At 48.0% G+C, this 12406-nt stretch carries 14 protein-coding genes; 8 read left to right on the forward strand and 6 right to left on the reverse strand.

Features of this window, described 5'->3' with window-relative positions; translation table 11 throughout:
- Positions 1-18: 18 nt before the first annotated feature.
- Complete coding sequence (locus AC6R03_RS12345; protein WP_500631992.1) at positions 19-276, reverse strand: hypothetical protein; 258 nt, start codon at positions 274-276, stop codon at positions 19-21.
- A gap of 124 nt (positions 277-400) precedes the next feature.
- Here AC6R03_RS12345 and AC6R03_RS12350 point away from each other — a divergent pair, with 124 nt between their 5' ends.
- The 6 genes from AC6R03_RS12350 (at position 401) to AC6R03_RS12375 (ending at position 5074) form a co-directional block, all read left to right on the forward strand.
- Positions 401-718, forward strand: a complete 318-nt coding sequence (locus AC6R03_RS12350; RefSeq protein ID WP_500625240.1) for a DUF1289 domain-containing protein — start codon at positions 401-403, stop codon at positions 716-718.
- 297 nt (positions 719-1015) lie between these two features.
- On the forward strand, positions 1016-1207 hold the full coding sequence (locus AC6R03_RS12355; RefSeq protein ID WP_500625239.1) for a hypothetical protein: 192 nt from the start codon (positions 1016-1018) through the stop codon (positions 1205-1207).
- Positions 1208-1509: 302 nt separating this feature from the next.
- The gene (ylqF, locus tag AC6R03_RS12360) at positions 1510-2454 is read left to right on the forward strand and encodes a ribosome biogenesis GTPase YlqF (protein WP_487903378.1); all 945 of its coding nucleotides are present in this window, start codon (positions 1510-1512) and stop codon (positions 2452-2454) included.
- Between the two features lie 19 nt (positions 2455-2473).
- The gene (locus AC6R03_RS12365; RefSeq protein ID WP_500631993.1) at positions 2474-3457 is read left to right on the forward strand and encodes a CobW family GTP-binding protein; all 984 of its coding nucleotides are present in this window, start codon (positions 2474-2476) and stop codon (positions 3455-3457) included.
- A 131-nt stretch (positions 3458-3588) separates the two neighbouring features.
- Positions 3589-4008: a Zn(2+)-responsive transcriptional regulator gene (gene zntR, locus AC6R03_RS12370; protein ID WP_500628353.1), complete on the forward strand. Its 420-nt coding sequence runs from the start codon at positions 3589-3591 to the stop codon at positions 4006-4008.
- A 1-nt stretch (position 4009) separates the two neighbouring features.
- The gene (locus tag AC6R03_RS12375) at positions 4010-5074 is read left to right on the forward strand and encodes an SO_0444 family Cu/Zn efflux transporter (protein ID WP_500628354.1); all 1065 of its coding nucleotides are present in this window, start codon (positions 4010-4012) and stop codon (positions 5072-5074) included.
- Here AC6R03_RS12375 and AC6R03_RS12380 read toward each other — a convergent pair.
- The 4 genes from AC6R03_RS12380 to AC6R03_RS12395 all read right to left on the reverse strand — a co-directional run bounded on the left by AC6R03_RS12380 (position 5071) and on the right by AC6R03_RS12395 (position 9750).
- Positions 5071-6258: an MFS transporter gene (locus AC6R03_RS12380; protein WP_500631994.1), complete on the reverse strand. Its 1188-nt coding sequence runs from the start codon at positions 6256-6258 to the stop codon at positions 5071-5073. The genes AC6R03_RS12375 and AC6R03_RS12380 overlap by 4 nt on opposite strands.
- Positions 6259-6629: 371 nt before the next feature.
- Positions 6630-7673, reverse strand: a complete 1044-nt coding sequence (locus tag AC6R03_RS12385) for a GMP reductase (RefSeq protein WP_334551741.1) — start codon at positions 7671-7673, stop codon at positions 6630-6632.
- Positions 7674-8128: 455 nt separating this feature from the next.
- Positions 8129-9103 carry a porin gene (locus tag AC6R03_RS12390; protein ID WP_500628356.1) on the reverse strand — a complete coding sequence of 325 codons (975 nt, stop codon included), beginning with the start codon at positions 9101-9103 and terminating at the stop codon, positions 8129-8131.
- A gap of 206 nt (positions 9104-9309) precedes the next feature.
- Complete coding sequence (locus tag AC6R03_RS12395) at positions 9310-9750, reverse strand: Lrp/AsnC family transcriptional regulator (protein ID WP_500628357.1); 441 nt, start codon at positions 9748-9750, stop codon at positions 9310-9312.
- A 106-nt stretch (positions 9751-9856) separates the two neighbouring features.
- On the opposite strand from AC6R03_RS12395, the gene AC6R03_RS12400 reads away from it, so the two are divergent.
- Together AC6R03_RS12400 and AC6R03_RS12405 are read left to right on the forward strand one after the other, a co-directional pair.
- Entirely contained in the window at positions 9857-10441 is a 585-nt protein-coding gene (locus AC6R03_RS12400) for a LysE family translocator (RefSeq protein WP_500628358.1), read from the forward strand.
- A 172-nt stretch (positions 10442-10613) separates the two neighbouring features.
- Positions 10614-11384 (forward strand): siderophore-interacting protein, encoded by a 771-nt coding sequence (locus AC6R03_RS12405; protein ID WP_500628359.1) that lies wholly within the window; start codon positions 10614-10616, stop codon positions 11382-11384.
- Here AC6R03_RS12405 and AC6R03_RS12410 read toward each other — a convergent pair whose 3' ends face one another.
- Positions 11385-12275, reverse strand: a complete 891-nt coding sequence (locus AC6R03_RS12410; protein WP_500628360.1) for a LysR family transcriptional regulator — start codon at positions 12273-12275, stop codon at positions 11385-11387. It lies immediately after the preceding gene.
- Positions 12276-12406 lie beyond the last annotated feature (131 nt).

The raw sequence follows: 12406 nt of genomic DNA on the forward strand, positions 1-12406 counted from the left end.
CACCTTAGTGGGCAAGCGTTAGACAGAAAGTTTGATAAACGCGGCGGGAATGACCACGCACAGCCCATAGACCCATAAAGGGATCCAACGACCTTTTTGATGAATGAGTACGGGTGAGCATACAAACAGGCCAATCAGTACCAACAAGGCGCTGCCCGGTGCCCATTGCTCAACTAAAGCGATAACCACCAAATAGCCGATAATAAACCATTGCGGTAATTGCAGTTTTAACCCGAGCGCGAGTGAGAAAAGTAGAGCAGCAAACAAAGACAACATAGGTAACTCTTTATTATGATTTGGCTTAAATATTAATGAGAACCATTATCAAAAACAAGTCATTTTTACGCGCGATTCGAACGTGTTATCCTCTGCGCACCTATCTTCTAACACCTAGCGATTTATGAAAACACCCTGCATTGCAGCATGTAAAAACAATGGCGGAATCTGTAGCGGTTGTCACCGTACTATGGACGAAATCGTTCAGTGGTCTCAGCACTCTGATGAACAACGTGATCACATCATGGACTCAATCAGCGGGCAACAGAGTACACACACGTGTCCTCAGTGTGCTAGCCCTACTCAGTGTGACATTAGCCTAGGAAAATCAACATGTTGGTGCTTTTCGCTCGAAGAACGAGACAAATCGACGCTCAATGACGATACTTCTCGTAATCTTTGCTTATGTCGCCGCTGCCTTAGCGCACTGCCGTTGGCCTAAAAAGCCCACATTTTTAGCGGTAAGATAAAAAATCGACCTATCGAACAAAAAAGTTGTAACCAAGCTTGTCATTCACGACATAAATAAATCCACACACTATTAAACAACTTGCACTGAGTTCACAAAAACCGCGTCAATGTATATGAAATTCATCTAAAAGCCTTCAGTAATATTTATTGTCACCATTGATCGATAAATAGACAGCAAACTATGTCAAATTGCTATTTTTTCGTCATTTGAGTCGCTGATTCGCACGCGCTAGGATGACTAAAATAACGACATAATGAGGGCTTACCTATGGAAAAACTCTTCGCTTCAGCACTGGAACTCAAACAGCGTACCCAAGTGACAAGTCTATTTGCCATGAACGGTTTCAAGATTATCAACACCGACTTTGACCAAGTGATCTTCGAACGCTTGGGCACAAAAATTCAAGTCCATTTTGATCGCTCAGCTAACGCGCGCGCACTCGCGGTACTCGATAGTTAAACACTTCAGAGCTCCCCTACCTCTGCCAACGTGTTGACCTCCCCCAGGTAAGCACTCATGCTCTAAAAGTCGCGGTAAATAGGCCGCAACTTTTTATTACATCTCCACATCCCGATTCAGTAAAAAGCTCGCTAGCCATAACGCTCAGTAGAATAAAATGGTAACATCGCGCCAATAGATAAAGGTGTATTGAGCAAGCAGACACATCGTCAGCCCGCGGTATCAGCGGAAAACCTGAGATAAATGGGGTGACTCATTTCTCATCTGGCTCAAGCACAAAAGAGTAATTACAAGGTATTCAAATGGTTAACAACACAATTCAATGGTTTCCTGGCCACATGCACAAAGCGCGCAAGGAGATCGAAGAAGCCATTCCGCAAGTGGATGTCATTATTGAGGTGCTCGATGCTCGTATCCCGTTTAGCAGCGAGAACCCGATGATCTCTCAACTACGCGGAGAGAAACCTGTGGTTAAAGTGCTCAACAAGCGCGATCTTGCCGATCCTGAGCTCACTCAATTGTGGATCGAGCACTTTGAGAAAGAGCACAACGTGAAGGCGATGGCCATCACCACACAAAATCCCCAAGAAGTACATAAAATCCTCGAGCTTTGTCGTAAGCTGGCGCCGCATCGTGAAGAGATCGGCAAAAACGTTCGCACCATGATCATGGGCATTCCCAACGTCGGTAAATCGACCATCATTAACACACTGGCTGGTCGTGTTATTGCGCAAACCGGCAACCAGCCTGCCGTCACTCGACGCCAACAACGCATCAACTTGCAAAATGGCATCGTACTGTCTGACACGCCGGGAATTTTGTGGCCAAAAGTTGAAAACCCGCACAGTGGGTTCCGACTCGCCGCAACGGGCGCTGTGAAAGACACGGCAATGGAATACGATGAAGTCGCATTCTACACCGTTGAGTACTTAGCCAAAGCGTACCCAGAGCGCTTAAAAGAGCGTTACCAAATTGAAGAGTTACCAGAAACCGATATTGAGCTGATGGAAGAGATCGGTCGACGCCGCGGCGCATTGCGCACAGGTGGGCGCGTGGATCTGCACAAATGCTCAGAAATCCTTTTGCATGAGCTGCGCGGCGGAACACTGGGTCAATTGACTCTGGAGCGCCCAGAGATGATCACTCAAGAGTTGATCGAAGTCGAAATCGAAGCGGCCCGCAAAGCAGAAGAAAAAGCGAAGAAGAAAGAAGAGCGTCGTAAGCGTTACCTGAAAAACAAACGCTAAGGCGTTTAGGAGAGTATCGATGAGAGTTCCCACGAATATTATTACCGGTTTTTTGGGTACAGGAAAAACCACCGCCATTTTGAATCTGCTCAAAGAGAAACCGGCAAACGAGCATTGGGCGGTATTGGTCAATGAATTTGGCGAGATAGGGATTGATGGCGCACTACTCACAGACCAGGGCGCACTTATCAAAGAAGTACCCGGCGGCTGCATGTGCTGTGCCGCTGGCGTGCCGATGTCAGTGGCGGTCACGGCACTGTTGCGTACCCAACCAGATAGGCTGATTGTCGAGCCTACGGGCCTAGGCCACGCACATAAAGTACTGGCTACCCTCACCTCTGCGCAGTTCGCTGACTATATCGATTTGAAAGCAACCATCGGGCTGGTCGATCCGCGCAATCTCTCTAAGGATAAATACACCAGTAACCAGAACTTTATTGATCAACTGGCCATTTCCGACATCATTATTGGCAACAAGGTTGATCAATGTCAGGTCAGTGATGTGGATGCCTTCAACGATTGGGTCACGGTTCAGACACCACCAAAAATCTACAGTCAGTTGGTGAAACAAGGTCGCTTCCCTATTGAGTTACTCGATAGCCAGCGCCGCAATAAAGCACCGTCGAGCGCGCCAATGGACGCTCATCACCATGAACATGCCGAGCAAGAGCCTCAATTCGCCCTTGCCCCCGATCAAGTGATGACTCGCAAAGAAAACCAAGGCCAAGGTTACTACAGCTGCGGCTGGATTTTCGGTGCTGAAGTCACCTTTAATTTTGATGACCTCTTTTCAGTGCTGTCAGATCTCACCGCAGAGCGCGTCAAAGGCGTGTTGAATACCAACAATGGTAGCTTCGCGTTTAACGTCAGCAATGGCGTGGTTTCCGTCAATCAAGTCAGTTTGGACGGATTTGAAAGCCGCCTAGAAGTCATCGACAGCCAGTTATTGCCTTGGCAAAAACTTGAAGACGTCTTGGTTAGTATCTCTAGCCTCAAAGCATAACGAGTCGCTGCCAGTGGTAGCGCTGGTGGCCTCTTCTCGCCTTTTTCTCATCCTAGAATAAACCTCTTGACCCTGTAGCCAACTACAGGGTTTATAATCACGCCATGATTTCTTCAACATGGCTTATCAACATGGAACGGTTAACCCGCGGTCAGTTGGCCAAACAACTGAACATCACCATTGAAGCAATACGATTTTATGAGCAGCAAGGGCTACTAAACCCACAACGTGCCGCCAACGGCTATCGTCAATACGATAGTGACTGCGTCGCCAAGCTCTCGTTTATTCTGCACGCAAAAGAGTTGGGGTTCACACTAGAGGACATCCAAGAGCTGCTCTCCATCCATATCAAGCCTGAGCAACATACCTGCCAAGAGGTAAAGAGTATTACGGAAGCTAAGCTGGACGATATTGAACAAAAGATACAGCGCCTGCAACACATGCACGATGCGCTCCAAGTGATCAATCAGCGTTGCTGTGGCGGCGCCCATGCTGCAACACACTGCACCATACTCACAGCGCTTGCGCATACAAAGCCCGAGGAGAAATAGCATGAGCCGAATTGATACCTTTTTCATGACGTTGCTTGATTTATGGCTCGACTCCGCCTTTTGGATTGTTGTCGGCCTCATCGTCGCGGGCATCCTAAAAAGCTTGATAAACACAGACAAATTGGGGCTGCTATTCAGAGGTTCCGGCTTGTGGCCTGCGGTAAAAGCGACAGTATTAGGCGCGCCATTGCCTCTGTGCTCATGCGGCGTGATCCCCGCGGCTTTGGGCCTTCGACGCGCTGGCGCCTCCAAAAGCTCGACGGTCGCTTTTTTGATCTCGACACCAGAAACGGGCGTTGACTCCATCTCCATCTCATACGCGTTACTTGGGCCATTTATGGCCACTATCCGCCCTATTGCCGCAATGAGTTCTGCTTTAGTCGCAGCGATACTCGTGCTAGTGACAGACAAAGAAACGGAACCCGCGACACCCTCTCAGCCAAGTAACAACCATTGCTCATCAAGCTGCTGTAGCAGTAAGCCAGTGGAGAGCAGCCCTACCTCATGGACAACACGGTTATGGCAAGGTCAGCGATTTGCCTTTACCGACTTGATTTCCGATCTCTCTATCTGGTTAATTATAGGGCTAACAATGTCCGCGTTAGTCGTGACTTTTATTCCTCCTGAATCTCTCGGTGAACTTAGCCGCGGCCCTTGGGCGATGCTGGTTATGGCTCTGATTGGCGTCCCTATGTATATCTGCGCGTCAGCCTCAACACCTCTCGCAGCAGGCTTTATGCTTGCGGGTGTCTCCCCTGGCGCCGTGCTTGTCTTTTTACTTGCAGGCCCCGCCACCAACATGGCGACATTGGGTGTGGTTTATCACCAGCTAGGCAAGCGCGTTCTAGTGAGCTACCTGATCGGTGTTGTGGGCGTGGCAATGGTGTTTGGATATATGACAAACGCGTTAGTGGATACACTCACTATCGACATCCAAGCGCAACTCGACAGCAGCAGTCAGCTTATCCCAGAGAGCCTCGTTTGGTTAAGCGCCATCGTATTATTGATTGCGATCTTCAGAGACATCTACAGGCGGTTTCAGCCGTTAAATAAACGCTCGGCCTAATCCACAACCAAACATCCTTTTCGGGTCGTTAGAAGGGCAAATAGTGCACATAAAAAGGCCGCGAAAGCGATAATGGTGAGTGACAATGACCAGGTTTGAGTCTGAGAGTAAATCATACCAACTATGGCGGGGCCAACAGCCGCGAGAGCATAACCTATTGATTGGGCCATCCCTGACAACGTCGCCGCTTGTGCTGAGTTCCCGGATATCTGCCCCAAAATCGACAAAGCGAGAATAAAGGTAGAACAGTTGCCTAAACCAAACACACCAACCCAGAAGATCGCCCACTGAGGAAATAGCATTAGACCAGTCACACCTACCCCGTTTAAAAGCGCAGCACCGACAAATAAAGGCGCAATACTTTTGCTTCTAGCCATGATAGGAATCAGCAGCAACCCCGGAACCATAGTCGAAAACTGCAAAAAGCCATACACATACCCCGCTTCTAACTCGCTATAGCCCAAAGCCGCGAGAATTTTTGGCAGCCAGCCTGCAAACGTGTAAAAAATAAAAGAGTTCAAGCCAAGCGCAAACGTGAAGTACCAAGCAATAGGCTGGCGCACAAGCTTGTTTAATGGGTAGTAATCTTTGCTACTCGCAGTGCTGCGAGTTTTGCTTTCCGCTAACCTTGGCAACCAAAAAGCCAAAGCGAGCACAGGAAAAATCAAATTCCCCGCCAATGCGACTCGCCAACCGATAGAGATGTCATCAACAACGTTGGTGACAGGTACCATGACTGAAGCGCTCAGTGTCGAGCCAATACCCATCGATATACCATACAGTGCAGTCACTGTCGCAATTCGGCCGGGAAATGACGCCTTGATGATTGCCGGAGCCAACACATTGCCGATTGCAATGCCAAGGCCGATAAGCGTTGTTCCAATGAATAACCAGTAAAAGTGCCCAAAAGAGCGGGATACTACCCCAACCGCGATCAAAACTAACGCAAAACAAATCGACTTCTCTAAACCCAGTTTGCTGCCAAGCTTGGGGCACCAAGGAGACGCCAACGCAAACATGATCAGCGGCGTTGACGTAATCACACCCATACTGACCGCTGAAATCTGTAACGAGTCCATAATTTGCGAAATGAGCGGAGCTAAGCTGGTGAACGGTGCGCGTAAATTGATAGAAAGCAGCAGCACGCTAATCATCAACAAAGTCGTGGTTTTTGATTTGAACATCGGTTTCAAACTTTTTAGCAGGAGAGATAACGTTGAAATGTCTTATCTTACGCTTTTAACTGGCAATAGCCAGAAGGCGAACAAAATGCGCGTCGAGAATGGCAGCGCACCCTAGATAAAAACTCAAGCCGGAAAGATGGGTCTTCGAAAATGATACTTGTGGTAATGTGCGGCCGATAAACTGGGAAATGGATATTCTGAGAAATGTCTAATAATGCATTGCTCAGAATAAAAAACCATACCTGTAGCAAACATCGTTAAGTGTTGTACACTTTATAAAACGTTTGAAGGTATGGTTGTCTCTATCTCAACGTATGCTTTCGTAAAATCAATATAGGGTTGTTTTTACAATCTATTTCAAAGTGCTTAAATCACTCTTTGCCGAATACGTTATTCTCTTGCTCTTGTACACGAATAAACGTCGTGCGCTTCGTTAGCTCTTTAAGCTTTGCTGCGCCTACGTAGGTACACGTCGATCGGACACCGCCGAGGATGTCAGAGATGGTGCCGTGAACACTGCCGCGGAATGGTAGAAGTACGGTTTTTCCTTCCGCTGCGCGGTACTGCGCAACGCCGCCTGAGTGCTTATCCATGGCAGACTGAGAAGACATGCCGTAGAACTTCATGAAGGTTTTGCCGTCTTTTTCTACCAACTCACCACCAGATTCTTCATGACCCGCGAGCATACCGCCGAGCATGACAAAATCAGCACCGCCGCCGAACGCTTTGGCTACGTCACCTGCACAAGAACAGCCACCGTCACCGATGATCATGCCGCCAAGGCCGTGCGCTGCATCCGCACATTCGATGATGGCGGAAAGCTGCGGGTAACCCACCCCCGTTTTCACACGAGTAGTACACACCGAACCCGGGCCAATACCCACTTTGACGATGTCGGCACCGGCTAGAATCAACTCTTCACACATGTCGCCTGTAACGACGTTACCCGCAGAGATGGTCTTCGTTGGGAATGCTTGGCGCACTTGCTGGACAAACTCCACCAAATGCTCAGAGTAGCCATTTGCGATGTCAATACAGATAAATTCCAAGTCATCGCTGAGGGCGAGAATTTGCTGCGTCTTTTCGAAATCACGCTGTGAAGTACCCGTTGAAACAAACACTTTATTGAGCGTTTCTGGTGTGGCATTGGCGACAAACTCAGCCCACTGCTCAACAGAGTAGTGCTTGTGCATTGCCGTCATCACGCCGTGCTCAGCAAGTGCGGTTGCCATTTCAAAGCTGCCGACAGAGTCCATATTGGCAGCGATCACAGGCACGCCAGACCATTGACGGCCACTATGCTTGAATGTAAAATCGCGGGTTAAATTTACTTGAGAACGACTTTTTAGGGTAGAACGTTTCGGGCGAAACAGGACATCTTTAAAGCCTAACTTAAGTTCTTGTTCGATACGCATGGATTACCATTCCTTTCTCTTCAAATCGGAGTGTCGGTGCGTTTTCGGTACGCTTTGGCAGAAGCGTGACTGAGTTTCGGACACAAAAAAACCGGAGCGTTGGCAGACGCTCCGGTTTTCAGCATTATAGGTTGTGATTTGTTTCCTGCAAGACTGATATTGTTAGATTTTTTGTGATACAGTTCGGTTAAGTTGCATACCTAAATTCCCTACCTTTCAAATCTTCTCTTAATTTCTTTTTAACAATCAGATGGTTACCAATGACCAACTAAACGTTTGCTTTTATCACTCGCTCATTACCAGCGCACTCATCTAGGTTATTTCACCTTATCCACTCACACCCTGAGCCACGGATATTCTAAAAAGACGGCGTTTTCCGCTCAAATTTCAGGCAAAAAAATGGCCAAGCACGAAGCTTGACCAAATGGGTAGACAAAACTGACGTTGTTTTGTGATTAGAAATCGTAACGCGCGCCTAGACGAAGTGTATCTTCACCCGCGGTAACCAGGCCACCGATTTTCTCTTCGCTGATGCCATTGATGAAGTAAGAAACGTAAGTGCGGAAGTTGCTGTTAAATTTGTAGTAACCAGCAATTTCTACGCCATCGGTCTCGTCGGCTTTTGTACCATCAGACGCTTCGTTCTCTTGATAAGTGTACAGAACCGCCGCAGAGAATTGCTTGGTAAACTTGTATTGCGCCGCGAGTTCGTAGGCCGTGAATTCAGAGCCAGCACCTTCCTCAGTTTCGTTGTCACCTTTTGAGTAGGTGCCCGCTAAGTACAGGTTATCCAGGGTGTAACCCAAACCAACAAGCACTTGCGAATCATCTAAATTGCCGCTTTCCGCCGCCGAGTACGCTAAACCGATGTCTAGGCCCATAGGTGCAGAATACAAACCTGCTAGGCTGTAGCCGTCTGCGTCTTTTTCGCTGTTCGCTTGGTAGGTAACTTCAAGTTGTAGTGAATCAAAGCCACCACGGTAGGCGATCACACTGCTCGCTTTATCACTAGACGCATCAATCGCTTGTTGTACGCCAGAAAACTCAGTGATATCGGTCATATCAGATACGATGACTGATGCCATGTCTTGCTTACCAACGGAGAAAGCTTGCCCATCAAAGTCGACACCAGCGTACATGTAGCGATTTTTGAAGTCAGAATCTACTTTTTGTTCTGCTTCATAGACAGCAAACGCCGTCATACCGTCTTGAATTTCACTTTTGCCTTTAAGATTAAGGCGAGCACGTGAAGAATCTTCCATAGTACCTGGAATCTCTTCACCGTCCTCGTTACCAATGAAATCACCACGAAACTCAACACGACCACCCACTTTGAATTCAGTACCGTCAGCTTTGTAAACTGTTGCCGCCAATGCGGAACCAGAGGTGAGAACCGCCAACACTGCTGATGCTAGAACTGCTTTATTCATCTTACTTACCTTTTTTAATCAAAGAGCTTCATTGCTCAAACCAATTCAATGGCGACTAAGTTAGTCAGACTCTATGAAGGTTTCATGGCTCGTTGATGACACTTTGGTGGCAGTTCTATGTAATGATGATGACAAAACCTTATTTAAAATCAGTCAATTAATTAATGTTAAATAGAAAAATGTAGATTTAGGCTGAAAAATAGCCACTATCGTTCATCTTTAGGAGAGTCCATCACCACCATGGTGGATATGGAATTGACTTGTCGGCACTCACCCAGTACATCCGCGTGAAATTGTTTGTAACTGGGCAGATCTTTCGCCTCGACTCTAAGCAGATATTCGTTCGATCCTGTGATGTTGTGGCACTCCACCACTTCATCAACAAACCTGACATGATCTTCAAATTCCAACTGGGCTTGCTTGCGATGACTGGCTAGCCCAATCGACACGTAGGCGACAAAGCCAACACCCAACTGCCCATTATCGAGCACCGCGCGATACCCTTTGATCACCCCTCTTTTTTCCAACTCTTGCACACGTCGCAAGGTTGCTGAGGCTGAGAGCCCAATTCGCTCAGATAGCTCTACATTGGATATTCTTCCGTCATTCTTTAACTCACGCAATATTCTGTCGTCGTATTTATCCATCTTGATAATTCATGTCTTTTGGTGGCGAATTTACACAAATAAAAACACACAATTGCTCGCACGACAACATACGATAAGGATTCATTTCTCGATTAAGGATTGCATCATGTTACTGGATCAAGTGACTGCGCTGACTCTGTTCGCGTTCGTTTCTACCTTTACCCCGGGGCCCAACAACGTCATGTTAATGACCAGTGGCGCCAACGTCGGCTATCTAAGAACCCTGCCGCATATCGCAGGTGTGGTGTTCGGCTTTGCGTTTATGGTGCTACTAGTTGGGCTCGGGTTGACGCAAGTTTTCATCACCTATCCAGCGCTTCATCAAGGGTTAAAGTGGCTCAGCTTACTCTACCTTGGTTACCTCGCGGTAAAAATTGCATTGAGCGGACAAGTCTCCAGTCAAGAGGCGTATAAACCGCTGACTTTTCTCAATGCCGCCGGGTTTCAGTGGGTCAATCCCAAAGGTTGGTCAATGGCACTGACAGCGGTCACCCTCTATAGTAATGGAGGAGGTGTATGGGAACTGTTGGTGATCTCCAGCGCATTTATGCTCGTGAATTTCCCCTCTTGCTCCTTCTGGGTATTGGCAGGCAAAGAGATGCAACGTTGGTTAACCAATACCACTCGCGTGCGCGTGTTTAACATCACGATGGCACTGCTGTTGATCGCATCTACCCTACCGATGCTGTGATTCATCTCAACGCTGTTGGTTCGGATGTGCTTTTGGCTAATTTACATCTTTCGAATGTAAATTTAGTTAAAGAGACTGACATTAACGAGGTTGAGCTGTTAATCTTAAATGCGAAAAAGAATAATTATCGACAACAACTGTCGAGCTCAACCTGATTGTAAGAGTCCTCATTATGAAGAAGCCTTCACCAAAACTGCTTACTGTTGTATCAACAGAGACCATCACGCCCAATATGCAGCGCATCGTATTACACGGTCACGCCTTAAGTGACTTTCCCCATGACTGCGATGGCGGTTACATTAAACTACTGTTTAACGCAGAAGGTGGCACCGATCTCACTTCACAACAAGAAGGTCAGCGCCCCATCATGCGTACCTACACCATTCGTCACTTTGACGCGGCCGCACGCACTCTTGAGGTGGATTTTGTTCGTCACGAAACTCGCGACTTAAGTTGCGGCTTTGCGGCGCGTTGGGCGATGTCCGCTCAGGTGGGCGATACCATCTCAATTGCCGGCCCTGGCACCATTGCGCCCATTAACACAGATGCCGACTGGTTTTTTATGGTCGCCGATATGACTGCGCTCCCTGCTCTGTCCGCCAAAATCAAACAACTGCCTGAAGACGCACGCGGTTATGCGGTGATTCAGGTTCAATCCGAGCAAGATAAACAAGCCTTAACGATACCCAGTCACTTTGAGGTACTTTGGGTCACCGAAGGCAAGCCTTTGGCAGAACATGTCAAAGCGCAACCTTGGTTAGCAGGTCAAGCGTCCATTTGGTGTGCCTGCGAGTTTGATTCGATGCGCCAACTGCGCCAGTATTTTAGAAATGAGAAAGAGGTGGACCGCGACTTCATCTACATCAGCAGTTATTGGAAGCAAGGTGTCTCAGAAGATGGCCACAAGCAAATTAAAAAGCAAGACGCCGATAGCCTCGCCTAGTTACTCACTAACCGGCTCGCGCTGTGCGAGCCTCTCTGCCAGAAAATCAATCACAAGGCGAACCTTGGGCGACAAATTTCGATTGTGGGGATACAGCGCCCAAATGCCTTCTCGGTCAACGCGGTAATCGGTGAGCACTTCGACCAATTGGCCCGATTCTAAATCCTGTTTGACGTAGTAGTCGGGCAGTTGAATCAAACCAAGGCCGCGCTTTGCCGCGCTGCGCAGCGCAAAACCAGAGTTACAGCGTACGCGACCCGAGACTTTAATCGCTCGCTCTCGCGCCCCTTCGACAAACCGCCAATGATCCAGTGACCCAACCAAGCAACTGTGATTCACCAGTTCAGACAAGGTATGTGGCTCGCCATAACGCGCCAAATAAGCCGGCGAGGCACAAACATGAATTTGCCGAGATGACAGCCGCTTGGCAATCAAACTGGAGTCTTGTAAGCGGCCAAGGCGCACGGCGATATCAACACCTGATTCAATCAAATCCAACGTTTGATTGGTGAGATTTAAGTCCAGATCTACTTGCGGATAGTGCTCCAAAAATTCATTGAGGATCGGCGCGACATGCGACTCACCATAAGCCACTGGCGCAGTGATTTTCACCATACCTTTGGGGCTCGATTGCATTTGCGTCACAGAGAGCTCTGCCAACTCAAGCCCTTCGACCAGATGCTTGCAGCGTTGAAAGTACAATTGCCCCGCTTCGGTGAGCGAGACTTTACGCGTAGTGCGGTTAAGCAGTTTAACCGCTAGCCGCTCTTCAAGCGCAGCGACCTTACGGCTGACTTGCGCCACAGAGGTATTCAATTTTTTGGCCGCGACAGTAAACGATTGATGATGACCCACTGCGACAAACTCGTTCACCCCTTCCCAATTCGCCATGACTCTCTCCTCATTTAAACTCGCCAATTATTACATATACGTAAAAATAATTTGCAAATCCACCTCATTATCAACAAAAGCGAAACAGTATAAGGTAGTAATGAAATAGGACGCTGCAGCTTTCGCTATTG

Source organism: Vibrio sp. R10-SG-ISO4 (assembly GCF_059834135.1).